Origin of the sequence: Paenibacillus enshidis, from assembly GCF_042136365.1 — a bacterium.
Taxonomy (GTDB): domain Bacteria; phylum Bacillota; class Bacilli; order Paenibacillales; family Paenibacillaceae; genus Paenibacillus; species Paenibacillus enshidis.
Genome location: NZ_JBHHMI010000018.1, coordinates 26711 through 51307, shown reverse-complemented (window position 1 = coordinate 51307; position 24597 = coordinate 26711). Strand labels below are relative to the sequence as shown.

23 protein-coding genes are annotated in these 24597 nt (G+C 48.5%); 3 read left to right on the top strand and 20 right to left on the bottom strand.

Annotated elements, in window-relative coordinates; translation table 11 throughout:
• Positions 1–165 precede the first annotated feature (165 nt).
• The 10 genes from ACE41H_RS18045 to ACE41H_RS18000 all read right to left on the bottom strand — a co-directional run bounded on the left by ACE41H_RS18045 (position 166) and on the right by ACE41H_RS18000 (position 11285).
• Positions 166–609, bottom strand: a complete 444-nt coding sequence (locus ACE41H_RS18045) for an NUDIX hydrolase (protein WP_375356916.1) — start codon at positions 607–609, stop codon at positions 166–168.
• A gap of 9 nt (positions 610–618) precedes the next feature.
• Positions 619–1824 (bottom strand): MFS transporter, encoded by a 1206-nt coding sequence (locus ACE41H_RS18040; protein ID WP_375356915.1) that lies wholly within the window; start codon positions 1822–1824, stop codon positions 619–621.
• Positions 1825–2862, bottom strand: a complete 1038-nt coding sequence (locus tag ACE41H_RS18035) for a radical SAM protein (protein WP_375356914.1) — start codon at positions 2860–2862, stop codon at positions 1825–1827.
• Between the two features lie 607 nt (positions 2863–3469).
• Positions 3470–5350 carry a molecular chaperone HtpG gene (htpG, locus tag ACE41H_RS18030; protein WP_375356913.1) on the bottom strand — a complete coding sequence of 627 codons (1881 nt, stop codon included), beginning with the start codon at positions 5348–5350 and terminating at the stop codon, positions 3470–3472.
• 174 nt (positions 5351–5524) lie between these two features.
• Entirely contained in the window at positions 5525–5836 is a 312-nt protein-coding gene (locus tag ACE41H_RS18025; protein WP_375356912.1) for a DMT family transporter, read from the bottom strand.
• A gap of 55 nt (positions 5837–5891) precedes the next feature.
• Positions 5892–6665, bottom strand: a complete 774-nt coding sequence (locus tag ACE41H_RS18020) for an HAD family hydrolase (RefSeq protein ID WP_375356911.1) — start codon at positions 6663–6665, stop codon at positions 5892–5894.
• Positions 6666–6707: 42 nt separating this feature from the next.
• A complete protein-coding gene (locus tag ACE41H_RS18015) occupies positions 6708–8219 on the bottom strand; it encodes a CehA/McbA family metallohydrolase (protein ID WP_375356910.1) in 1512 nt (503 codons plus the stop codon).
• Between the two features lie 6 nt (positions 8220–8225).
• Positions 8226–9563, bottom strand: a complete 1338-nt coding sequence (locus ACE41H_RS18010) for an ABC transporter substrate-binding protein (RefSeq protein WP_375356908.1) — start codon at positions 9561–9563, stop codon at positions 8226–8228.
• A 39-nt stretch (positions 9564–9602) separates the two neighbouring features.
• Positions 9603–10445, bottom strand: coding sequence for a carbohydrate ABC transporter permease (locus ACE41H_RS18005; protein WP_375356907.1), 843 nt, complete (start codon positions 10443–10445; stop codon positions 9603–9605).
• A 12-nt stretch (positions 10446–10457) separates the two neighbouring features.
• Complete coding sequence (locus ACE41H_RS18000; RefSeq protein ID WP_375356963.1) at positions 10458–11285, bottom strand: carbohydrate ABC transporter permease; 828 nt, start codon at positions 11283–11285, stop codon at positions 10458–10460.
• 341 nt (positions 11286–11626) lie between these two features.
• On the opposite strand from ACE41H_RS18000, the gene ACE41H_RS17995 reads away from it, so the two are divergent.
• Entirely contained in the window at positions 11627–12217 is a 591-nt protein-coding gene (locus ACE41H_RS17995; RefSeq protein WP_375356906.1) for a GbsR/MarR family transcriptional regulator, read from the top strand.
• A 39-nt stretch (positions 12218–12256) separates the two neighbouring features.
• On the opposite strand, the gene ACE41H_RS17990 is transcribed toward ACE41H_RS17995, so the two are convergent.
• From ACE41H_RS17990 to ACE41H_RS17960, 7 genes are all read right to left on the bottom strand, one after another.
• Positions 12257–13159, bottom strand: coding sequence for a putative RNA methyltransferase (locus ACE41H_RS17990; RefSeq protein ID WP_375356904.1), 903 nt, complete (start codon positions 13157–13159; stop codon positions 12257–12259).
• 270 nt (positions 13160–13429) lie between these two features.
• Positions 13430–14221: a sulfite exporter TauE/SafE family protein gene (locus tag ACE41H_RS17985; protein WP_375356902.1), complete on the bottom strand. Its 792-nt coding sequence runs from the start codon at positions 14219–14221 to the stop codon at positions 13430–13432.
• A gap of 22 nt (positions 14222–14243) precedes the next feature.
• A complete protein-coding gene (locus ACE41H_RS17980) occupies positions 14244–14987 on the bottom strand; it encodes a spermidine synthase (protein ID WP_375356901.1) in 744 nt (247 codons plus the stop codon).
• A gap of 90 nt (positions 14988–15077) precedes the next feature.
• A complete protein-coding gene (locus ACE41H_RS17975; RefSeq protein ID WP_375356900.1) occupies positions 15078–15866 on the bottom strand; it encodes a class I SAM-dependent methyltransferase in 789 nt (262 codons plus the stop codon).
• 173 nt (positions 15867–16039) lie between these two features.
• Positions 16040–16384, bottom strand: a complete 345-nt coding sequence (locus tag ACE41H_RS17970) for a hypothetical protein (RefSeq protein ID WP_375356899.1) — start codon at positions 16382–16384, stop codon at positions 16040–16042.
• A gap of 17 nt (positions 16385–16401) precedes the next feature.
• Positions 16402–16821: a hypothetical protein gene (locus ACE41H_RS17965; RefSeq protein ID WP_375356898.1), complete on the bottom strand. Its 420-nt coding sequence runs from the start codon at positions 16819–16821 to the stop codon at positions 16402–16404.
• 291 nt (positions 16822–17112) lie between these two features.
• Complete coding sequence (locus ACE41H_RS17960; RefSeq protein ID WP_375356897.1) at positions 17113–19398, bottom strand: stalk domain-containing protein; 2286 nt, start codon at positions 19396–19398, stop codon at positions 17113–17115.
• Between the two features lie 378 nt (positions 19399–19776).
• On the opposite strand from ACE41H_RS17960, the gene sstT reads away from it, so the two are divergent.
• Complete coding sequence (gene sstT, locus ACE41H_RS17955) at positions 19777–21006, top strand: serine/threonine transporter SstT (RefSeq protein ID WP_375356895.1); 1230 nt, start codon at positions 19777–19779, stop codon at positions 21004–21006.
• 247 nt (positions 21007–21253) lie between these two features.
• On the opposite strand, the gene ACE41H_RS17950 is transcribed toward sstT, so the two are convergent.
• Positions 21254–21550 carry a PhzF family protein gene (locus ACE41H_RS17950; RefSeq protein WP_375356893.1) on the bottom strand — a complete coding sequence of 99 codons (297 nt, stop codon included), beginning with the start codon at positions 21548–21550 and terminating at the stop codon, positions 21254–21256.
• Positions 21551–21843: 293 nt separating this feature from the next.
• Between ACE41H_RS17950 and ACE41H_RS17945 the strand changes: the two genes are divergently transcribed.
• Entirely contained in the window at positions 21844–22230 is a 387-nt protein-coding gene (locus ACE41H_RS17945; protein ID WP_375356891.1) for a hypothetical protein, read from the top strand.
• 216 nt (positions 22231–22446) lie between these two features.
• On the opposite strand, the gene ACE41H_RS17940 is transcribed toward ACE41H_RS17945, so the two are convergent.
• Positions 22447–23154 carry a stalk domain-containing protein gene (locus ACE41H_RS17940; protein WP_375356889.1) on the bottom strand — a complete coding sequence of 236 codons (708 nt, stop codon included), beginning with the start codon at positions 23152–23154 and terminating at the stop codon, positions 22447–22449.
• A 39-nt stretch (positions 23155–23193) separates the two neighbouring features.
• On the bottom strand, positions 23194–24411 hold the full coding sequence (locus ACE41H_RS17935; protein WP_375356888.1) for a WD40 repeat domain-containing protein: 1218 nt from the start codon (positions 24409–24411) through the stop codon (positions 23194–23196).
• Positions 24412–24597 lie beyond the last annotated feature (186 nt).

The window sequence follows — 24597 nt, the reverse complement described above, 5'->3', positions numbered from 1 at the left end:
TTGCTTCACCCAAGTAGGTTAAGCACGCATCAGCGGAGAGAACTAAGCAATTCCGGAAAAGCGCAGCGGTCGCCTTTTGCCCGAAGGGTCAACAGCGATTGCAGGAATGCTTCGTTCTCGGATCGGTCGTCTCTACAACAGTCGGTTCGCACCGCTGCACTCCCATCACCTTTCGTTGTCCCATCCAAATTCAAGGTAGTTCATGCCACTCAGGTAATTTCCAAGGACATGATAAACGAGTGGCATAGTGTTTTTTGGTAAATCGTATGCAGGGAACCATGCATAATGGAGATGTTTATGTAGCTCATTATTTCTTAACTCTCCTTCCCAGGTATCCGTCTTGAAAAATAGATCAATATACTCACAGTGATCAAGCATTCGATGAACGGTAACTACCAGTTTTAAATCCTGAGGTTGTACTTGTATATTGATTTCTTCCTGTGTTTCTCGGATCAATGCAGAGGTCGCCGATTCTCCCCCGTCAAGATGACCGCCTACTACCCCGAACATCCCGTCTGCAAAGCCTGTGTTGTTACGTAGGAGCAATAAAATATCTTGCTTGTGGAACAGCAATAAATTTACTCCACAATGAAGTGAAAAACGCTCCATGATGCATGTTCACATCCCTATCGTATATTCGCTGTTTTTTTTCTTTTTTAGTTTTGATCGAACCACAGCCTGAATGAGCATAGCGATGATGACCAAGATAATGTTGTAATAAAACGGAGCTGTAATATTGATTTGTTCAATTAAAATACCGGCAATAAGTGGCGAGATGATGGCCCCCAATTCGGATAGAGAAGCCAGGTTCCCCATAAATATGCTTCGCTGCGCATTGGGAATAACGTCTCCAATGTGGGAAAAAAATGAATCAAGATAGCTCGCTCCGCCAATTCCACCAATTAGCATTCCTAAATAAACGACCCATTTTTCGTTAAAGAATAAAAAGAGGATTATTTCCACCATGATTAAAAATAGCCCTATAATGCAAAGGAGTAACCTGTCTTTAAGAATGTCGGATATCTTACCAATAAAAGGGGCAGACAAAAATGTAGATATTCCGACAATGGCAAATGCAAGACTTATGTCAAAGGTATCCCAGCCTAATTTGTACTTTGCATACACGGAGAAATAGGTTAAAAAAATGGCGTATGCACTCATTTCAATAAAATGGACACTTGAATATAAAAAGAGTTTCCTGTTTAAATTTCTTAGTGGACTCGCTATTCCTTCTTGGTCATCGGTTTGTAAATTAGCCGATTCTTTTGGGAAAATCATTTTAGATACAGCGATCAGAGAAATAAAGGCAAAAAATGCAACAAAATAGAAAGGGAGCGAGAGCGAGAAATATAGAACAATGATGCCGCTCATAACGGGACCAAGGATCATTCCGGCTCCCTCACTACTGCTCATGTAACCGTTCAATGTTCCACGATTTTCATTAGAACTTAAATTATTAATGGTAATTCGTACAAATACACTCAAGCCAACTGCTACCAAACCTTGGATAAGTCTTAGAACGGCAAGTACCCAGAAATTTGTGGCTAATGGAAAACTAACCATACATACAATTTCCGCGCACAATAAGCCTATTCCGATACGTTTAGCTCCAATTTTATTATAAAGTTTTCCTGTAATGCCTCCACCCAGGAACCTCCCTACATAAAAAAGTGCAAATAGCACACTCATACTAAAGGCGGTAATTCCATATTTCTCTACATAAATAGCGAAGAGTGGAAGTATCATACTCCCACTCATGTTAGCAATTAGACTTATGACAACCATACAAAGAACATTACGGCTCAAATGGTGTTTCTTTCCCATTCAGAAAACACCCTCCTCCAAAAATATATCGGGCATTGGTTCACCTTTCATAAATGCGCCGATCCATAAAGGAATGAACGATTCCAAGTCACCTTCTTTTTGTAGATGAGGCTTCAAGTCCACCCGAAGATCAGTACGTAACAGACATGGTTGGGCATAGCCTTCGGGATCCACTCGAATGGACCAGAACCCCTCTATGCAGGCCGAACGTAACGAACAAGTTTGACAAGTTCCTACATACGAGCTTCCTAGCGAATTATCCATGAGTTTAACGGAACTATTTTCAAACTCAATGATTTTTAGATTGACTCCAATACCTGGCGTACTTAACTTTTCATTTCCGCCAAGGAGTACAAGCTCAGAAGCTAAATCATTTGTACTCAACCTTTTGTCCGTATAGGTGGGTCTATTGTAGTCCGTCCATACTAATTCTAATATTTCTATATCTATTTTAAGTTCCCGGGCAAACTGAATGATATCCAATATTTCATGCTGGTTTTCAGGCATGAGCAGAGTGTTTATTTCGACTTCGGGAAAAATAGACCTGGCCGTTCTAATACTCTCTTTTACTTCCTCAATGCATGATAGCCGTTCAACATTCCACATACTTTCATCACTGAATGCGTGTAACGAAATCTTAACCTTATCAATAGGCTTGTTTTTCAACTCATGTATTTTCTTGTTCAAGAGTACGCCATTCGTAGCTAATATTACTTTGAAACTCTCAGGATCATGGGGAGGAATGGTGGCCAAAATCGGCTCCAGTTTTGGGGAAATGAGTGGTTCTCCTCCGGTAAAATATAGTCTGCTGATTCCAAGACGTATAAGTCCCTTCACAAGCATAATATATTCTTCCGCAGAGCAAATATGCTTCTTGTGTTGCAGTTCCTTGTTGTTCTCCACTTCAATTGGAGGTACAGCTCCTTCATTATGACAGAACCAGCAACGGGCATTACAGGTACTTGTTAGCGAAATTCTAAATCGTCCATCGCGCACTTTAAAAAAATCAAATTCCTTCAGTAGTTCTGCATGATTCACAATCATCTCCCCATTCTCAACTTAGGATAGAAATCAATAAGTGAGTTCTGGCTGCATAAAAATTTCTGTAAGGAATATTATGTAATAAAATTATATACTACATCTCTGTATAAAGTCTATCCCTTGACAGGAATTATCGGAAGAAAAGAAATCTATCGTACAGGATCGATCTCCGTCTTCTTTTATTGCATAGATCAGGAGAATTCTGGATTTCTCCTAGAGGAAATCATTGAAATGTGGTGATGTCCGAATACTATACAGGCTCAAGCACTCTGATAGAGAATATCCTTCACAGTATCCATATCATCGGTTGAACCAAAGGAGTCCTTGCTATCTTAGAATCTTTGCTTCGAGATTTGCATTTTTTTAGATCTTAAAAAGACCGGGAACAGGTTAACTTACTCCTGTTTCCGGTCTTTTGGGCAAATCAGGAATCGCGGCTAATTTGAGCCGTGACCCTGTTTACTTCACTCAAGTAGGCATAAGCACGCAGCAGCGGAGAGGACGAAGCAATTCCGGAAAAGCGGAGCGTTCGCCTTTGGCCCGAAGGGTCAACAGCGATTGTAGGAATGCTTCGTTCTCGGAGCGGACAAACGTCGCTCTATACCTACACCATCACCTTACAGATATCATTCGTAAACTCCACAGGATCCTGAATTGGCAGTCCCTCAATCAGCAGTGCCTGATTGTACAACAGACTTGTATACAGGCTCAGCTTCTCCTTGTCATGCTCGAAGGCATCCTGTAAGGATTTGAACACATCATGATTTACGTTGATTTCCAGCACCTTGTCGGCCTGGATGTTCTGGCTGTCAGGCATCGCCTGCAGGATTTTTTCCATCTCGATAGACAGATCGCCGTCTGCGGTCAAGCATACCGGATGGCTTTTCAGACGCTTGGAAGCGCGCACGCCCGTCACTTTACCGTCCAGCAGCTTTTTCATTTCCTCAAAAAGCTCCTTATGCCCGTTCTCTTCCTCCTCCGACGCCTTATCTTCGTTGTCGGCTTCAATGCCCAAATCCCCGCTGGATACCGATTTGAAGGCTTTTTCCTTATAAGTGCCGATCACCTTGATGGCGAATTCGTCAATATCGTCGGTGAAATACAGAATTTCATAGCCTTTATCGGCCACAAGCTCGGTTTGCGGCAGCTTTTCAATCCGTTCGACAGAAGTGCCGGCGGCATAATAGATATACTTCTGATCCTCAGGCATTCTGGAAATATACTCATCCAGGCCAACCAGTTTCTTCTCTTTGGAGGAGTAGAACATCAGCAGGTCCTGCAGCAGGTCTTTGTTCATGCCATAATCGTTATAAACCCCGAATTTAAGCTGTCTGCCAAAGGAAGTGTAGAACTTCTCGTACTTCTCCCGCTCATCCTTCAGCAGGCTGAGCAACTGGCTTTTGATCTTGTTCTTGATATTTTTGGCGATCAGGCTCAGTTGGCGGTCATGCTGCAGCATTTCCCTGGAAATGTTGAGCGACAGATCCTCGGAGTCCACCATGCCTTTAACAAAGCTGAAGTAGTCTGGCAGCAGATCCGCGCATTTATCCATAATCAGGACGCCGTTGGAATACAGCTCCAGCCCTTTTTCATACTCCTTGGTGTAATAATCAAACGGCGTGTTCTCCGGAATAAACAAAATGGCGTTGTAGACGACCGCGCCGTCCGCACTGATATGGATATGCTTGATCGGCTTGTCGAAGCCATAGCGTTTTTCGGCATAGAAGTTTTCATAGTCCTCATCCGTCAGCTCGCTTTTATTTTTCCGCCAGATGGGAACCATGCTGTTCACCGTCTGTTCTTCAACCGCTTCCTCAAGCTCGGTCTCGCTGCCTTCAACCGGCTTGCTGATCTTCACATCCATCTTGATCGGGTAGCGGATGAAGTCGGAATATTTCTTGATGATCGCCTTCAGGCGGTATTCTTCAAGAAACTCGTCGTAATTGTCCTCTTCCGTATTGTCTTTGATTTTCAAAACGATATCCGTACCGACAGTCTCTTTCTCGTCAGCCACAACGGTATATCCGTCCGCGCCTGTGGATTCCCACTTGAACGCTTCATCGCTGCCCAAGGCTCTGGTAATGACTGTAACCTGATCCGCGACCATGAAGGCGGAATAAAAGCCAACCCCGAACTGGCCGATGATGTTATGACCGTCCTTCAGCTCATTTTCATTCTTGAAGGCCAAAGAGCCGCTCTTCGCAATGACGCCCAGATTGTTCTCCAGTTCTTCCTTGTTCATACCGATCCCGGTATCGGAAATGGTCAAAGTCCGGTTCGTTTTGTCGGCCGTGATCTTGATATAATAATCCTCTTTGTTGAATACCAGATTCTCATCCGTCAGCGCTTTGTAATAAATTTTGTCAATCGCATCGCTGGCGTTGGAAATCAGCTCACGCAGAAAAATCTCACGCTGCGTATAGATCGAGTTAATCATCATTTCCAGCAGGCGCTTGGACTCGGCTTGAAATTGCTTTTTGGCCATAAAATTGGATCCCCTCTCCCAAATCAAAGTATATGTCGTGCAGAATTGTTATCCGCTGTATCGCAGCCAATTAGCACTCATCCATCATGAGTGCTAATCCTTCTTCTTATATAACATATACTAATTTTGGATGTCAATTGGGGACGGCCAGTTCGCTTCCGCCGCAGTAAGAGCTTAATTCACTTTAAGTCCAATGACGCCTGCCACAATAATGGCGATACAAATCCACTGCCGCAGCGAGATCGCCTCATGAAACAAGTAATACCCTGCCAGAGTGATCAAAAGCGTGCCTAACCCGGACCACATCGCATAAGCCAGACTCAGATTCAGTGTACGCACCGCCAGGTTCAATGAAGCAAAGCTGAGCCCGTAAAAGAAAAACATCAGCACAGACGGCAGCAGCCTTGTAAAACCGGCCGAATATTTCATAATGATGGTTCCTGTCAGTTCCAAAGCGATCGCCATGGATAAATAGATCCAGCCCACATGTTTTCATTCCTTTTTGCCGGACAGATTATGTTCGTGATTAGCAATACCAAAATCAGGCATCATGGAGCACGGAATGCCCGATCCGCAGCTTATCATACGACCGGATCATGACGTCGGCTCCCGCCAGCGCTTCTCCGCCGATGCCAATGGTCAGACCGACGCCTGCAAGCCGCCCTGTCTGCATGTCCCCTGCCGTATCTCCAATCAGCACCGTCCTTGCGGGCAGGACGCCGAGCAGCTCACAGGCTTTGTATACAATCTCGGGCGAAGGCTTGCCGTTGATTACCCGGTCCCGGCCCATGACTGCCTTGAAGCAGTCTGCCACTCCAAGCCATTGCAGATGCTTGACCGCTTCCGCTGTCTGATCCGCCGTCACAACGGCCAGCGACAGGCCAGCTTCCATACATCGTGACAGAAAAGGCAGCAGTCCGGGAAGCGGCATGGTCGGCCGTTCCCGCTCCACCTCCTCATCAGCCGCGGCCCGGATTTCTCTTACACGCTGCAGAGCCTGATTCCAGGGCACGCCCCGGGTGTACAACTGCCACGCCAATGCGCCTTCGATTTCCGGTATGGAAGCAATCGACAAGGGGCCGCCCAGGTCATATGCGACCACCCGCTTTTGCTCATCCAGCTCTACCCCGAGCAGTGATTCTGGCGCAATATCCGCGCCTTTTCCCAATGCCTGAATGGATTCCGCCATAAGAGAGGTCATGATTCCGGCCCACGTTCCCCACAAGGGCAAAAATTGAAGCAGTGTGCCGTCTTTGTCAAAGAGGATCGCATCGATCTCCATCTCGCGGTTATTCACCTGCAGTACTGCTGTCACTTCGCCAACTCCCTCTCCTTACAGACAGATCAGCACGACAGATCAACGCGCTGCTGCGGCAGGCTCCAGCTTCTTTTTCAGATCGCCCCATGTCGCAAGCGACGGCACAGGCTCCCCTTTGTACACCGGATTCGTAAACGCCAGCAGCCTTCCCTCGCCATCCCGAACCTCGGCGCGCACCCAGTGCAGGCCTTCATCCGGCCAGTTAACTTCGTGGCTGAACCGCAGAAAATCCTCCGAATTGTCATGGTCACTCTCCACCTTGGACTCGGACACAGTTAGGCCGTCCACAATCCAGCGGATAGAAGCACTGGCAGGAACGCCCCGCAGACCCAAATGACAGACAACAGTTTCCGCCGCCTCCACCACTTCAGCCGGAATGCGTTCCCCCGGCCGGAACACGCGCTCCCCCGCCGCAGCATAGGGATCAAGCTCAGGCCCGCGTGTTACATAAACCTGTCCCTGTCTGATGGCACTCATAATTCCCTGCACAGACAGTTCTCCGCTCCAGACACATGTCCTCGGGTCGCCCACCACCGATGGAGGCCCGCCCGGCTCATAGCTTTCATGAGGCAGATTATGTGTATCGCTGCCACCAATGCCCCAGAGGATTACGCCATGGGCCCACAGGACATCCCACAGCTGCAAGGCCTTTTCCGTTGCGGCGGTATTGTCCGGATAAGTCGGATCATTCCAGATTTCAATCGTATCAAAGGCATCCAGACGCACATCATGCTGCCATTGCCATGGAACCAGCTCCGGATGATTCATGCTGCATACCGCCCCCTGCTCCCTCGCTTCCTGCAGGATGACCGCCATGCCTTCCACGGTTTCAAACACCGGCTGACTTTCGCTGCCGAACCATTCAATCCATTCGCGGATGCCGAGGATGTTAAAATGCCCCTTGGAGGACGTCACCTCCACGCCCGGTATCACGAGCAGCTCCGTCTCCGGCCAGCCTGTCGTCAGAAAATTGTGTTCCGTAATCACCATGAAATCCAGCCCCTGCCCTGCAGCCTGGGCGGTCAACTCTGCCGGAGTCTGCTTGCCGTCCGTCAGGCGGGTATGCATGTGAAAGTCTCCGCTGTACCAGCGCGGTTCAACAGCAGCAACACGGTCCCATGGATAATTCTGATAGGACATTGCCGTCCCGGGGGTAACAGGCCCTGTCCACTGGTACTTGCCCACCGGCGGCAGCGTCCCTTCGCTGTCGGGAGCCCCCAACCCTGTCTGAATGGTCAAAGTGTAGGTGGCGGTCGCTTCGGGCTTCATCCCGTAGACCTGCACGGTCCACTCCCCCTGCGGAAGCGGCCCTGGAACGGACCCGCAGGTGGAACGCCCCGGATCGGCGCACAGCACCAGCGTCTGCTCCAGGCCTTTGGTCAAGTACTGCATCCGGATCCGGCCCTCCGCATCCCTGACCACCAGCTGCAGCCAGATGTTCTCCGGATGCTCTGCGTGCAAAATCAGCCATTCGGCTGGGTCATTCAACCTGAAGGAATGCACAGCAAGTGAATGTCCTGGCTGAAGCCCGTTCGAAGTCATCGTTATCATGCGTCTTTATCCTCCTGTCACCTGATCCAATGCGCGCTGTGCAGCTTCCTTGGCTTCCTTCAGCGCCTGCTCGGCAGGCATGTTGGAGATCTGCACTTTATCAGCTGCTACCTTGAGCGCATCCGTAATTTTGCCGCCCGTCGGATCGATGAAAGGCTCCGAAGCGTGCTGCGCCTGCAGCAGAGGCTGCCTGCTGTGCGGATTTTGCTCGCTGTACTTCTTGAACTCCGGCACTTCCAGTGCGGATTGGCGTACGGCGATATAACCGGTATTCATCGACCATTTCGCGGTATTTTCCGCCTTGGTGAAGAAGGTCAGCCATTTATAAGCCGCTTTCTGCTCCTCTGGGGAAGCTTTGGCCAGGATGCCTGCCTGAAGGGCCGATGCGACCGGTGCTGGATCATGACCTTCCCAGCCCGGCTGCGGTGCCGCAGCAAGCTTGGTGAAATCGAGATCGCCCTGGTCTCCGCTGGAGCCTGTATACCCTGCTGCTTTATCCTGCAGCACATCGTCAATCGTCTTGTACCAGTATTCCCAGCCCTGTCCGCCGGAGTGAATCGCCATGATCTGATCCTCGAAAATCCATTTGCGGAAAGCATCCCATGTTTCAATCCATTCAGGGCTGTCAAACATGACGGTCTTGCCGTCCTCACTGAGAATACGGCCGCCCCGGCTCAGTGTCGCGTCAATCATATTATCCGCGCCCCACATCGGCTCCCAGCCATATACGGTCGTCTTCCCGTTTTCCTTGACGGCGAGCTTTTTTGCCGCTTCCGCCATCCCTTCCCAAGTCTTGATATCCTCTTCCGTAATGCCAGCCTTCGCAAACATGTCCTTGTTGTAATACAGCAGTTGGGTTGTTCCATACATTGGCATGAAATACTGCTTGCCGTCCACTTTGCCCTGGTTCAAAAATGCCGGAATAAAGTCGTCGGCCTTGAACGTATCATCCGCTGCAATGAAATCATCCAGGGAAGCAAAATATCCATTCTTTGCCCAAGCTACGTCAGAGGCAAGCGCCACCGCCGGCACCTTGCCGGAAGCAATGGCAGCCTGCAGCTTCTGCTTCGTTTCATCATAATTGCCCTGCACGACTGGCTTGACGATCACTTCATCCTGGGATGCATTAAATTCATCAATCAGACTCTTCATCTCATCCCCGAGCTTCCCGCCCAGGCCGTACCAGAACTCGATTTCAACCGGCTTTCCGTCGGCTTCACCAGCACTGCGGTTCTCCGTGGCTTCCGCCCCTGTGCTCTGATTGCCACCGCAGGCGGTCAGAACGATAAAGGACAGAATAAGTAGTCCTGACAAAATGCCTTTCATCTTCGCCATCTTGAACATGTTCAGTAATCCCTCCATTTTTTTGTAATACCCGACGCTTTACCCCTTGTTCACGCTGAACGCGTTGTTCACCCCCTTAATAATCCACTTCTGGGCGATCACGAACAGCACGAGCAGCGGCACAATGGTAAACGTGCTGCCTGCCATAATGAGCGGCCATTTCATGCCATAACCCCCGCCCTCCACGAAGAAGGAACGCAGCCCGGCGGACACCAGGTTGAGCTCAGGCGATTTGGTAATGAGCATCGGCCAGAAATAATTGTTGTAATTCGAGATAAAGCTGAGCAGCGCAAGCACGATGAAGGAGGAGCGTGCCAGCGGAAACAGCAATGTAAACAAAATACGCATGTGGCCTGCTCCGTCGATTTTCCCGGCTTCGACCAGTTCCTTCGGCAGCTGCATGAAGGCCTGACGGATCAGGAAAATGGAAAATACGCTGACCGCATTCGAGACAATGAGACCTGTATAGGTATCAATCAGGTTCAGCCTCGACAGAATGATATAGCTTGGCAGATAAGTGGCGGATACCGGCAGCATATACATCGTCAGGATGAGACCAAGCAGCACATTTTTGAACGGAAAATGCATATGGGTCAGCGCATAGGCCATCAGGGCCGACAGGATGATCTGGCAAATGACAATCATGCCTGCCACAAAGACACTGTTCAGCAAATACTGCCCGAATGGCGCAGCGTTCCACGTTTCCACAAAGTTGCTCCAGAGCGGCACCTCAGGCAGCAGGACAGGCGGAAAGGCCCTGATCTCATCATTGGATTTCAGCGAGCTGGTGACCATCCACAGGAAAGGAAAAGCCATGGCCAGACTGATCAGAATGAGCGCCGCATGCCTGATGATCTGAGTCAGGATGGATGAACGAAACATAACGTGCCTCCTCTAAGAGAGATAGTGTACATTTTTGCGTGACACCAGAAAAGAAGTGACTGCAAACAGCCCGATAAATACAACCAGCATAAGCGCAACCGCCGAAGCCTGTCCTACATTGAACTGGTCGAAGGCCGCCTGATAATACAGATAAAGCATGGTGCGAGTAGAGCCTGCAGGCCCGCCCTGAGTCAGAATATTGATCTGGTCATACGCCTGAAACGCATCAATCATCTGGATAATGAACAGGAAAAAGGTCGTCGGTGAAATGAGCGGCAGCGTTACCGCGAAAAAGATCCGCAAAGGACCGGCGCCGTCGATAGCCGCCGCTTCCTTCAGACTTTCGGGTACCGACTGCAAAGCTACCAGGTAGAAAACCATCACCCAGCCGAGCCCTTTCCAAATGGTGACGATGAGAATAGCAACCATTGCCCACGCTCCGTCCTGCAGCCACGGAATCGCTTCAACCCCAAACCCGCTCAGTACCGCATTCGCAAGGCCCGATCTCGCTTCGAAAATCCAGGCCCACACGATGGATACCGCGACGGTCGGCGTCACCCAGGGGGAAAATATGATCGCCCGGTATATGCCCGACCCGGCAAGCTTGCCGTGCAGAAGCAGAGCGAGCAGCAGCCCGACCGTCATCGTCGGAACAACACTCCCGGCCGCAAAGATGAGCGTCGCCCGGATCGTGGCATAAAATTCAGGGTCCTGGAACAGGTATTTGTAGTTGTCCAAACCGACGAAGGTTTTCACCGGACTCATAAAATCCCAGCTCGTGAAGCTTAAATAAGTAATGTAGATCATCGGAATAATCCAGAACACAACCAGGGGGACCATGGCCGGAAGTATAAAAGCGTATGCCTGCGGTTCACCCCATCTTTTTCTCCAATTCAATGCATAACAGCCCCATTCTTGTGTACAATTTTTTTTGAATATTATCTCTTACAGCACTTTAAACATCTTAATTTTCGCTATCGTATAGTTATTATTGTACTTTCATTTTTTCAGACTGGGTTATCTCTATGTAATTTTAAAGGTCAATCTTCGTAAAATTTGTTGAATTCCCCTACATTTATTGGAATTCGACTTACATCCTTGTTAACTGCGGGGTATAATGATGAATATTCAAGAAATTTTGTATCCATTAAGTACATACCGGTATTATGGAGGCTGCCATAGTGAATCAGACGGGAAAAGAGACCCTAGCGCTTGCTCAATGGGAGCAGCTGCGGGAAAAGGTTGTTGAGGCCATCGGAGCCACGATGGATTTGTACGGTGTCACACACTCGGCGGGGCTATTGTATGGAAGAATGTTTTTCGAGGACAGACCGCTGACGCTTGAGGAAATGAAAGACAAGATGCAGATGAGCAAAAGCAATATGAGCTATGCGGCCAGGTCACTGCTGGATAACAGCATGATTGAGAAGCTGGATATCAAGCTTGAGCGCAAGGACCTGTATCAGGCTCAAAGCGATTTTTATACCTTTTTCCGCAATTTCTTCTCCACCAAGCTACAGCGTGAGCATGATGTGATGACGGCGTCTATTGCTCAGGTAACGCCTGAGCTTAAAGAGCTGATTTTGCATCCAGATACCCCTGCCGATGTGCGACAGGCGGCCTTAAAGGATCTGCACAAGCTGTACCATGCGGTTGAATTTTACGAGTGGCTGCAAACCTTCGTTGATTTGCTTAAGGAAGGCGAGCTGGAGAAGTTCATCCACGATGCCCGCCAGCAGCGGCACCAAGACAAAGACCCCGTCTCCGGTTAACACCAGGCGGGGTCTTCGCTTATTTTATTGTTGTTGAAATTATTTCTGTTTTCCGGTCAAAACTGTCAGGTCTACCGTAATATCCATCTGCTCCTGCTTCAGCACCCGCCGAACATCCTCGGCAGACGCTTGCCACGACAAGGGCGTCATCTTCAGCAAATGTTCCAGTTGCGGCCCTTCAAGGGATAGTTTATAACTTACCCGCCGCCTGTCGGTGAGCTGGAAATGGCTTTCGAACAGCTCCAGCGTAGCTTGATTCGAATAGCTGTGCGTCCCGCCCCCATGCAGCGCCTCTCTCAATTCCTGCAAATATCCGCTTTCCGGCACCACCTTGATCACCATTCCCCCATTCGCCAGAAGCCGCTTGAACTCCCCATAGCTGGAAGGTGACAGGATGTTCAGAATGCAGTGGAACTGGCCGTCTGCAAATGGGGCTTTGGCGAGGTCAGCAGCGCACCAAATGGCCGAGGCGGCTGCCTTGGCCGCCATACGGATGCCTTCTTTGGAAATGTCCACACCTGCGCCCAGCAGTTCATATGCCGTCTTGTTGCCCATGCCGTTCAGAACATCCACCAAATGCGAGCCTTCGCCGCATCCGGCATCCATTATTTTTATAAGCCTTCCGGTTTCGGAGGCTTTAGAGATTCTGGAGGTTTCGGAATCCATATGCTCTATTATTGCTTCAACGATGCACTCCGTCAGCGGCGCAAAAAAGCCATGCCGATGCAGGCTGTAACGCGCTGTAAACAAGGATTGGTCATATTTCGTTTTGGGCGTATGTGAAAGCCAGTTCACGTACCCCTGTCTTGCGATATCATAGCAATGCCCCTTCTTACACACCAGGCTCGTTTGATTGGTCACATGCAGCGGCGTTGAGCAAAGCGGACAAGCAAAAATATTTACATGTTCAGTCAAGAGGCGGATTTTCCCGTTTTTGGACACAAAAAAACACCCTTTCATTCATTAATCGGGAATGAAAAAGGCACAGAAAAATAAACCCTGGCATCATACGAAAAAAATAGCCGGGCCTATAGGTCTGTACCTCTCATTAACGATAACGAATGAATTGGATGATCATAACGGTCCGTTCCTCCTGTGGTTGTCAGCAATAGTTGTGCAATGCTCAGGGTTGTCCCTAAAGTCATTGATGAGCACTAAGCTCCTCCTCCCATTTTATCGGTACAGAACACCTGCTGCAACCCATGATTTCGTTCAACCTTTAAACATCAGCCGGACGGCCACAATAAACAGACATACCGACAGGATGCGGATAATGACCTTTGCCGGGATTTTGGATGCAATTTTCGCACCGATCTGCCCTCCGACAAGTGCCCCTATGGCAAGCCATATGAACGTTCCCCACATAACATGGCCTAAAGCTACATGGGATACGGTTCCCACCAAAGAGGAAAGCAAGATGGAGAACATGGACGTCGCCGTCGCAATATGAGGCGGAAACGCCAGAAACAGAATCATCGTGGGCACCATGACCGAGCCGCCGCCGATGCCAAACAGGCTGGAAATGAACCCGACAAAAAACGCCACCGTCGCGCCGAACCACATGTTAAACGAGTAGCTATGCTTCAGCCCGGATGCATCCGTAATCGCCCGCGACACCGTCGGACGCAGGAAGCCACCCCGGCTGCGGGTAGGCTTGAAATTAATCACCACAGCCATCAGCATCAGAAACAGCCCCAGCGCAATAAAGAAGACTCGACTGCCAACAACGCCTGTAGTCCAGGCGCCAAGTACAGAACCCGGAACCATGGCTATTGAAAAGGCGAGGCCGCTGCGGTAATCGATTCTTTTTTGTCTTGCATAAGCCAGCGTGCTTGAGATCGCACTTACGAATAGGACAGCCATCGACGTTCCTGAAATGTTGGATACCGGGATGGTGTACATGAACGCCAGCACCGGCACGATAATAAATCCGCCGCCCAAACCGGCAATAGCTCCGCTAATCGCAGCGAGCATGCCAACCAGGATCAGTAAAAGACTTTCCATATGTAGTCCATCCCTTTCCTGTTCAATCTGAAATGATATGCCCCCTGCCAAGCTTCGTTTCCCGAAACCCGGCCATATTGCGTTCCAGATACAGAATAGGCCGGGCACTGCCCATGAGAATCACATTCCGGATAATCGTACCTCCCTCCTCTGACATCGAGAAGGCTTTCGTATATGGAAACACCGAACTGAGCGTGGTATGGATGGTCTGAATATGCTTGTCACGGGCACCTCTGCCAATCAGATTCATAATGACCGCCCCTGCAGGCTGCAGCTTCTCTGCCGCCAGCCGGAAAAATTCCCGGGAGATCAGATGCTGGGGCGTTCCCCTCTCCGTAAAGGCATCCACAATGACATAATCAAAACGGTTTGGCTCCTCCCGGCTCAGCAGCTCACGACCATCGCCAATCAGAACCTGATCCGCGGCACTGCCAAAATAGGTACGGCTCAGTTCCACCACCTGCCTGTCCAGCTCGGCTACCTTGAAGCGTTTATCTGCAAAATGCCCTGCAATCGTCCCGATGCCATGCCCGATCAGGAATGCGTCCTCAAAGCCGGGGTTGTTGCACTCTATCAGGTGAATAATGGCTCTCGGATATTCAAACAGAATGCGATCCGGATGCTCCAGATCAAGCGCCCCCTGCACAGCCTGGTTGGAGAACTCCAACACGCGAAAGTGGCCCTTTTCACCATATAATTCAGCCGTATCATAAACCTTGATTTCATGGTTATCACTTGTTTGATGGAATAATAAACGCAAAGACATGCTCTCCTTCTGCTTTGTTGATCCGACGTGGTATATCCTGTATGGTTGAGCTATCTTATTTTACACCATTCCCGACACTCGCCCCTTAAATTAAATAACCCCTCGAACAATATACCGTTCAAAGGCCACAGGTAAACCTGAATCTGATGCATTCTTCCAAAAAATTGTTGTGATGTCGTTCATGGACTCTTGAATCACGGCTTCAAAGACGGACCGCTTCTGGCCAAAGCAGGCCATTTTTATCACATCAACCGGTTCATGCAAGTATTCAAAACTCCTGACCGTCTCCACCTCAGCATGACCGAGCTCTCCATCCACTAGCCTCCGCTTAATTTGGTTAAGAATTGGTGTTCCTTCCGACGTCGGCTCAAATAACCCGGGAAACCATGTGGACAGCTCAACATTTACATTATCACCAGGATGCAAGCCTAATATTTTTCCGCCCTTTCGAACGACTCTCTTGACATCGAGATAAGCTGAAGTCGGTCCCCTGCGATTATATGCACAATCAAATGCTCTGTCAGCAAAAGGAAGCCTGCTCTTCGTATTGGCTATTACAAAAGAAACGTTGTTATGGATGGTTTCATTCGCTTGTTTTATGAACTCTGCTGTGACATCCAGGCCTGTTATATGCTGCGCTGCAGCACTCCATTGCAGCGTGTACTCTCCATGACCGCAGCCTATATCCAGAACTTTCTTGCCTGGAACCATCTGCGACACTTCCCGGGTAAACATGGTTTCTCCGTCGGGTTCCATTATGGTCGATTGCCAGGAATATGAATAACTTCCTTCAAGTCTGCCCAACTGTGCATACCACGCAAGCGAATGCGGTTGCACCCAATCCGTATGCAGTCTCGGGTTAAATATTTTTCGACTCACCGAACACCTCCAAACACCGTCCTATTACATTTTTCACGTGTCCGCTAGTAAATTGCCCGTCAAAGTGTGGGCAATTGCACCTATGTCCACCAAGAGTGAAAGTAGGCGCTGCTCATGAATTCCAACGGAAAAAGCCGGGAACCATTAAACGCATGATTCACGGCTTTTTTTGTTTACCAGCTTGTACGCGGCTTTTGGATCGAATCCGTTTCTCTGTCGATATCTGTCATCATATCTTTGATGCGGTCCAGAGCTTGTTGAAACTGCTTCTGGTGAGCATCCAGACGATGAGCAATCGCTCTGATTTGTTCTTGAGTAGGCGGGTTGGGAGCATGCGAGAGCTCAATTAACTCTTTCTCAATGGCATCGATGCCGATCAGACCCGATCCCAGCATTTCGATGCCAAATTTGGCTTTATCCGCGATATGATCAATCTTGGAAGCTGTTTCTTTAGCCTGATTGTTCCCCCATCCGGATATATAATTGGGCTGTCCTACAGGCGGTGTATAGTCACTCATGAAGACAGGCCTCCTTATTATTTCTGATATTTGTCCGTGATTTCGTCGATTTTATTGGTCAACTTATCAATTTCATCCGTCAAGCTGTCGATTTCGTTGGTTAATTTGTCGACATCCTTAATATTCTTTTGAACCTCATCAATGTTTCCGCTTGCAGCAATCACTTTGGACATGACTTCCTGTGCAATAGATGTTACAAGAACTTGCACATGATCTGGAGCATTTTGTCCAACTTGCGCAACCAGTCGATCGATAAGAGGCTTGATTTGAGACAAAGTAGTCGCAGCATTCGTTAACTCACGACCACAAGAATTCAACTCAGAATCAATTTTATCGGACACACGGTCAATTTTGGACTGAGTAATCTGGTCAATCTCTCTTACAACTTTGTCGATATCGTTCGACATTTCACGTACTGCGCCTTTACCTACTAACATTGTCTTTTCCCCCAATTGGTTACAAATTCTAGGACCACGTTTTGATTATAAGGGAGAACCTTATACTCTTCAATGAGAACCAGCAAAATATTCCTTTCTCTTTCGAGCTTGAAATAAGCCATATTGATGTAGGCAGTACAAAGGTTATATGAAAAATACTGCGTCCGAAGAAGACCCCAAGCTGCTTGATCGCCTGAATCGGGAGTATGCTTGGGTAGTGGAGCATTTGGATAACAATGAAGAGTAAAAGGAGCCTTGAAAGGGCTTCCTTTTACTCTTCACTACCAAAGCTTACTTTTTGATCTGCAGCACAGAAGCATCCTCAATATCGTACAGCTTGCCCTTGCCGGCATCAACAAGCCGGGTCATTTGTTTGTAGGCAGTTCCGCTTGTTGGAGCGATGGCATCAAGAGCAACATTTTCCTTTTTCAGCTCATCTGTAATCTGCTCAATGGAATAGCTGCTTTTTCCTCGAGAGGTGCCTTTGTCGTGAACAGGGGCATCTGTGATGAAAATAATTCTTTTGACGTTCTTGCTGCCAGACAGCTTGCCAACCGCCATATGAATGGCTTCCAAGCCGGATTCTGTCGTATCCCCGCCGCCGGAATCCTTCAGTGCCGCCAAATTGGCCCTCAGCACATTTTTATCGCCCGTGAATTCAAAAAACTGCAGATCTTTATGGGAAGAAGTCACATGATTAATATCCCGGTAAGCAACGATGGCAAAATTGGAACCGGATGGCACGGAAGCAACAAAGCTTTTCACCGTTTCTTTTACATAATCCAGCGCCTCTCCCATACTACCTGTTACATCAATGACAAACACAATATCGGAGGAGCTGTTAATGCTTTGCGATATGTTCTCGAAAATAGGCGAGGAACCGGACGAATCCGTTTCTTCTGCCCGCTCGCTTTCCTCGGTTGTAGGAATGGAAGGTTCATTTTGGAAAATAATCACCGAGCTATAAGCATTGTTCCACTCCACCATTCCGCCAAAAGCCTCGCCAATGAATCGGATCGGCACCATCGTTACTCCATTGATCAATTGTGGTGCCGCACTCAATTTAATAGCTTTGCCGTTAACGTATGCAACCTTGGAGCCAATCGTTAATTTAAGGGTGGTTCCGCCTCTGGTGGCCGTGATCGTTTTGGTGGCACCGTCCCATTTGACCTTTGCACCAAGCGCTTCAAAAAGAGCCCGGAACGGAACGAGCACACTTCCCTTTACTTTAACAGGCGGCTGCACATAAGCTTGTCTCTGCCCTTCAATAAGCACTTGAATCAGTGAGGATTCGTTGTTAATGGGCACAAATTGCGGGATAGATGCCGCCAGGCCGCCTGACTGGTTGATCGTTTTCAAATAAAAGTAATATCCGCCTGAAGGCAGTCCAAGCTGTTTCATGGAATAGGTTGTAGACGAGCTGTTTATTCGGATTCGTTTCACTACATTGCCTTTTGCATTCTTGATGATCAGATAGGAAATGTAGGTCGGCCGGAACGCCGAAGCTTTAATACTGACGGTAAACGTAAAATTCGACTTGAGCGTAATACGGCCCGGGTATTTCTCACCAGCAGGCACATTAAATTCTACTTCTTCCTCATGATCAGGAGATTCAGCTCCAGCAGGTAGAGTATTCTCCGTTGTTTCACCGGAAGATGCCTGGGGATCGTCTTGTTCGCCAACAGATGTATCCGTGTCCTCTGTTCCATCAATCGGTGCTTTCGTATCTCCAGCCTTGTCATCAGCGGTTTCCGGTTCCTCTGCTTCACCGTCAGATGCTGGAGTCCCCTCTGTCTCATCCGTAGACCCTTGATTTTCTCCTTCACCGGTATTCTCTGTTTGATCGACGGGTTCTTGAGGACCTTCTGTTTCTTCTATGAGCGTTGGAGTCTCTTCTGCTTCACCTGCAGACGTTTGCGTACCGATAATAGAGCTAACAGGGAGGTAAAAGTAAATTTCCGAGCCAGACATCGGAGCATCATATTTTTCCGATATCGCTATCGTGCCGGTTTTGTAATTAAAAGTAAATTCGGATGCAGGGACTTTCGTAAAACTACCTATATATAAAATGACATTTTTATTTGAATTCAGAATATAGTTAGTCGTTAAATGGAAAACCCTACTTGAACCGTCCCACTTACCAAGTAAAATTCCGATATGTTCTACGTTTGAGAGAGATGTTTTCCACTCAAAATTCGGAAAAATCAAGTACGTAAAATAAAGCTCCGCTCCGGAGTAGGGCGCTTCATTCAGCGTTATGGTGTAGTTGCTATAGTCAACTTTAAACTCCGTTGGATCAACTTCGGCTCCGTTGTTATACAAACGAAGCTTGTTTTCGGGCGTAATTCTATTTTTCGTCTCGAACTTAAAGACACGCGACTGTCCATCTCCATCCGGAAGGACATAGATCATATAGTCGCCTTCCATCATTTCATGTGTATCGGGGAATTCTAGATAATCTTTCATTTTTTTGACTAATGTAGCCACTTCAGCTTTTGCAGTTCCTGCGGGAAGCTCCAGACTGCCCACCAAGAAAATCGCAAGAATGAACCAAATCAGCATTTTCCTGTACTTCATAACCTCTTCACTCCGTTTTCATTGATAAGTCTATGATCCTCTGTTCATTCCTATATGTGGAAATCACAGCCGACAACTTACTTTACCACAGAAAACAATACTTTTATACTAAAAAATTCCGTTATAGAGGTATATAGACCTATTTTATTGATCCTTCACATATAAGTCTTTCATATCACATTCCTTTCCAATTGTATTACAATTCAAAAAAACGGTTGCCGAGTCGTGCAAAATTTAATACAGGGGAAATTCCGCGAATTTATGCAATTATACACAATCGATATTTTTCATGGTAAACTAACATCTAACTAACTTGCCTTGTTACGAAATGGCGGCTGGTGCGAGTTCTATTTCATATTTTAGTATCGGAGGGAAATCATGAAATCATTGCTGCTCAAGTGGAACCAAGTGAGCTTGGTCAAACGAATACTAGTGGGGATTATAGTAGGTATCATCCTGGCTTTATCCGTGCCCATGGCAACAGGCATCAGCATTTTCGGTTCTCTGTTTGTATCCGCCTTAAAGGCGGTTGCGCCCCTGCTGGTTCTGCTCATCGTCATGTCCGCCATCTCTCATCACAAAAAAGGCCAGCACACAAATATGAAAGCGATTCTTGCCCTTTATGGTTTGAGCACGTTTCTGGCGGGACTTATTGCCGTAATTGCAAGCTTTATATTCCCGGTAACCTTATCGCTCGTCAAGGGCTCCGAAGACCTGACTCCGCCCGATGGAATTGTAGAAGTGCTTAAGGCTTTGCTGTTTAATGTGGTGGATAATCCGGTAAATGCCCTTATGAATGGTAATTATATCGGTATTCTGGCTTGGGCGATCGTGCTTGGCATTGTTTTAAGAAATGCCTCTGACAGTACAAAAACCTTGCTTGTTAACTTTTCAGACGCCGTATCCCAAATCGTCAAGTGGGTCATCCATTTTGCACCACTTGGCATCATGGGACTTGTTTTTGATTCCATTACAGCCAACGGTCTGTCTTCCTTGCTCGACTACGGCAAGCTATTGCTCGTGCTCATTGGATGTATGCTGTTTATTGCGCTTGTTGTCAATCCGTTCATTGTTTATCTGAATATTCGCAGAAATCCTTATCCGCTCGTGTTCAGCTGCCTGAAGGAAAGCGGCATTACCGCCTTCTTCACACGCAGTTCAGCTGCGAACATTCCCATCAACATGAAGTTATGCGAAAAGCTGAAGCTGGACCCGGACACGTATGCGGTATCCATTCCATTGGGGGCTACGATCAATATGGCGGGCGCGGCGGTGACGATTTCTGTCTTGACACTCGCAACGGTGCATACGCTGGGTATTGAAGTAGATTTTGGCACGGCGCTCATTCTTTCTGTAGTATCCGCCGTATCTGCGGCGGGCGCTTCAGGTGTGGCTGGCGGCTCACTTTTGCTCATTCCGCTGGCATGCAGCCTGTTCGGCATCCCGAACGAGATTGCGATCCAGGTGGTTGGTGTAGGATTCATCATCGGAGTTCTGCAAGACTCGTTTGAAACGGCCCTGAACTCTTCCTCCGACGTCCTGTTTACTGCAACCGCCGAATATGCGAAGAAGCGTAAAGAAGGCAAGGGATATACGGTGGGGGCATAATACAGCCGAATAGACACTTTTAAACAGCAGCCATTTCCTGGCTTTTCACCGGGGAACGGCTGCTTATTTTTTCTCCAGCTCGCGACTTCTTATACAGTCAATAATACAGTCCATCCCTTATATCTTTACTTCTTGAATCTGTATGTTAGCAGCCGTACCTCCGACTTCTATCTTCATTATGTTCCCTGCTTCGTTCACCGACAGATTTGCCCGAATTTCTGAAGGGGAATTCATCGTATAGCCCTGTTCAATAATGAGCTGACCTGCTTCCGCTGCGGATCAATTTTCCGGACATCAGCAGATAAAAGGTTGCAATCGTAGCATGTCCACACAAATCAACTTCATCGGTAGGAACAAAATAACGGACCTTAAAATCAGCATGCTGCGACCTTTCCACAAAAGCCGTCTCCGAAAAGCCCACGATACGTGCTACCTGCTGCATTTCTTCTGCAGACATCGAATCGGCGTTCAGGACAACCCCGGCCGGATTGCCTCCAAGCTGCCCTTTGGCAAAAGCGTTTAATGTATAGACTTGAACATTCACTTGAATCCCCCTCTTGTATCTAAACATGTTAGGAAAATATTCTACAGGTTCTGCTGCCAAAGTAAATATATGGCCTTTGCTGGACAGGTCGCCTTTTTATCCCCGTTTTATCAAGTATATGGCTAATCTAACGGGCCCGCGGTTGGGCTTTGTGGAAAGCACTGATCACCTACGATTGGAATGAAAAAGGTTTGGTGGGGCAGTTTGAGCGTTTAGTACCTTGTTTTACTTAGGGCCATCCGAGAAAATGGAAGAAAGACTGTTTTCACACCTATTTATTTCGGGAGGTTGACATGAACAGCACAACATTCATTATCCTGCTCATCATTTTCGGGCTGATTACCGGTTCAATTACGCTGATTGTCGTCTTGAAATCACTTCGTACCAATCTGAAAGCCCAGCAGAGCCGCCAAGAGATCTTGGCCGACGGAACCCAGGCAAAGGCGCTCATTCATTCCGTTCAACAAACCTCATCCACCATGGATGGACGGCCGGGCATCCAACTCGATTTAACGGTCACCCAAGAGGACGGCCAAACCTTTCGGACCACGGTGGAAACCTTTATTTCCGTCGTTGACATTCCCCAATACCAAAATGGTGCTGTCATCGATGTCAGATACAAAATGATTGGGAATGAACGAAAGGTCGAAGTGGAGAATGCTTATATTCCGTCCGCGTAAACCGGGCATGTACACTTCCCAATACTCTAAGCAATATTGCTTCCAGGTTCTTTCCTTAAACCATGTGGGTAGACTGAAAACATATCCAGACCTCATCATAACCAAAAAGCCTACCTGAGCATGTGCATGCTCCAGCAGGCTTTTTCAAATCGTCCATTCCTCTTTTTCAAATTCCGATTACGCTCGAGCGCGCTCCCGTTCTTTTTGACCTGTGTATTATTTCAGCTTGGCCACGGTTACGGCCACTTGTTCGAGCTGTGTCTGGTTCAATGTATGGTCCGGCGAGCTTAGGGTAACAAAACGATCATCCAGCGCGAAGCTTAACATCGGCGTTTTATCCGGCGTATACCATTTGGCTTTAACCCCGTTCGACAGCTTGACCGTCTTGCCATCGTACAGATAGGCAGAGTCCCGTGGCGATACGTTTACCGTCATGTGCTTAAAGAGCAGATTTACTCCATCCTCCGAGGCGCCAACCTTATTGAAGGCATCTCCTTTGACCATTTGTGCCGGAGCATAAGCGGTTTCAAAGGATTCAAATTTCGCATAGGCCTTGGTGATTTCCTTCAACTGAGTCTGGGTAAAATTCACCGCAACCAAGCCCGTGTTAGCGCCGTTATCCCCGCCTTTTCCGCCGCCGATCTGCACCTGCTGCTCCTTGGCATCATAGCTGACCGGCACATTCAGCACATCGCCAACCGCCCGCACCGGCAAATATGTCGTACCGTTATAGGTGATCGGTGTTAATGGATTGCCTTCCTGGTCCGCCAGGGAATAAGCTTCCCCGTTTACCTGAATGCCGATCTGGTGATTGAGATAAGCGGTGATTTTCTGCAATTGTGTGCCTGCATACACTCCGGCTGCGCCTGTTAAGGTCATGCCGGCTACGGCGATGGTGATGATCGATTTTTTCATATTGTTCATGGGATTCGTTCCTCTCTGTTCAATGGAATGGGAATGCGTTTATTTAAAATCTATAACGTGCGTGACGAGCAGCGATTTCGGGTCATCCAGCGTGAACCCCAGCCGGTTGCCGGATGGACTCCAGTTGAACGGGTACACGGGATGAGGCATCGGATCGGCGGCGGCGTAATACTGCGCGAGCGGTATTACCCGGCCCGAGCGGGTGTCGAAAATATACACCCCGTTCATGCCCGTTTTATCCTCGGTATAGACGTCAAACGCCAGCTTCGCGGAATCCGGGGACCACGAGATATAGGAAATCAGGTCACCCTTGCCGATCAGCGAGCCTTGAAGGCTCCCGGCGGCATCGTAAATCAGCAGCTTGCTTCCTTTAAAATCACCGGATTGCGTGACCGTGGACACCGCGATATATTGGCTGTCAGGCGAAATTTCGAAGCTCCAGACATCCTGAATCAGGCTAACCGGCTTCGCTTGCCCGGGTTCGAACACCTTCAATACATGTTGATCGTCAGTATAATAAATCCGCCCGTGGCTGGCGCCAAACTGCCCGAACATCTCCGCATCAGGGTCATCCAGCGTTACAGCCGTCGCCTTCCCGTCCGCAGCCGAGATTTGGCGAATTTCTCCACGCCCGCTCTTGGAGCCTGCGGCCAGAATATATGTGTCCGCATTCAGCCAGCCGCCCCGCTCCAAATAGTTATCGCCCTTGATCTGAATCGTTTGGCCGGTATGGCGGTTTTTTACGAAATTGTCCGCGATATATTTGTCCTTCCATTTCTGTATGAAGCTGTAGCCGCCATCTGGCGAGATGGTCTCTTTGACGAGCATATATCCGTCCACCTGCTGTCCTCCCTCTCTGGTGTTTGCTCTGTTTTGACCAGTGTTGACATTCACTATGGAAGACGTGTACTCGTACTCGGGCTCCTCCGTCGCGGTTCCGGCTTTCACCAGCTTGGTCGTCTCGATGCTAACCTCGTCCTCCGATAGCCAGGACTGAATACTCGCAGCCTCAATCCGGTGCGTGCGGGCAATCGCAAGTTCCCGGCCAGCCTGCTGGGCCGGCTGCTTAACGACGGTCAGCTTCCGTTCACCACCCGGAGCAGGCTCCGGGCTCTGATCTGTCTGCTGCCCGGTTCGGCTGACATCCGGGTTAACCACTGTAAGCCGGTCGCCGGACGATTGGCAGGCCGTCACGACCAATGACAATATTGCAACTGTTAAGAGCTTGATACCGTACATTCCAGCATTTTGTTTCATCAGGCACCTCCAACGCTGTCACAGGAGCGCAGTCTCAGGCGGCCGACTTCTTGGCATCGTTCGCTTCAGCATCCCCTGTTGACCTTAGTATAGAAAAGGAATATCCCGAAAACATATCCGACTTGTAACGTTCTTGTAACATCAACGCCTCCTATGCAAATAACCCCACAAAGTGGGGCCTTGCTC

Coding starts and splice junctions, on each gene's coding strand:
- ACE41H_RS17960 (WP_375356897.1), bottom strand. CDS start 19,398: ATGAAGTACAGGAAAATGCTGATTTGGTTCATTCTTGCGATTTTCTTG.
- sstT (WP_375356895.1), top strand. CDS start 19,777: ATGAAATCATTGCTGCTCAAGTGGAACCAAGTGAGCTTGGTCAAACGA.
- ACE41H_RS17945 (WP_375356891.1), top strand. CDS start 21,844: ATGAACAGCACAACATTCATTATCCTGCTCATCATTTTCGGGCTGATT.
- ACE41H_RS17970 (WP_375356899.1), bottom strand. CDS start 16,384: ATGAGTGACTATACACCGCCTGTAGGACAGCCCAATTATATATCCGGA.
- ACE41H_RS18045 (WP_375356916.1), bottom strand. CDS start 609: ATGGAGCGTTTTTCACTTCATTGTGGAGTAAATTTATTGCTGTTCCAC.
- ACE41H_RS18000 (WP_375356963.1), bottom strand. CDS start 11,285: ATGGTCCCCCTGGTTGTGTTCTGGATTATTCCGATGATCTACATTACT.
- ACE41H_RS17985 (WP_375356902.1), bottom strand. CDS start 14,221: ATGGAAAGTCTTTTACTGATCCTGGTTGGCATGCTCGCTGCGATTAGC.
- htpG (WP_375356913.1), bottom strand. CDS start 5,350: ATGGCCAAAAAGCAATTTCAAGCCGAGTCCAAGCGCCTGCTGGAAATG.
- ACE41H_RS17980 (WP_375356901.1), bottom strand. CDS start 14,987: ATGTCTTTGCGTTTATTATTCCATCAAACAAGTGATAACCATGAAATC.
- ACE41H_RS18010 (WP_375356908.1), bottom strand. CDS start 9,563: ATGTTCAAGATGGCGAAGATGAAAGGCATTTTGTCAGGACTACTTATT.
- ACE41H_RS18015 (WP_375356910.1), bottom strand. CDS start 8,219: ATGATAACGATGACTTCGAACGGGCTTCAGCCAGGACATTCACTTGCT.
- ACE41H_RS18005 (WP_375356907.1), bottom strand. CDS start 10,445: ATGTTTCGTTCATCCATCCTGACTCAGATCATCAGGCATGCGGCGCTC.
- ACE41H_RS17935 (WP_375356888.1), bottom strand. CDS start 24,411: ATGAAACAAAATGCTGGAATGTACGGTATCAAGCTCTTAACAGTTGCA.
- ACE41H_RS17965 (WP_375356898.1), bottom strand. CDS start 16,821: ATGTTAGTAGGTAAAGGCGCAGTACGTGAAATGTCGAACGATATCGAC.
- ACE41H_RS17940 (WP_375356889.1), bottom strand. CDS start 23,154: ATGAACAATATGAAAAAATCGATCATCACCATCGCCGTAGCCGGCATG.
- ACE41H_RS18040 (WP_375356915.1), bottom strand. CDS start 1,824: ATGGGAAAGAAACACCATTTGAGCCGTAATGTTCTTTGTATGGTTGTC.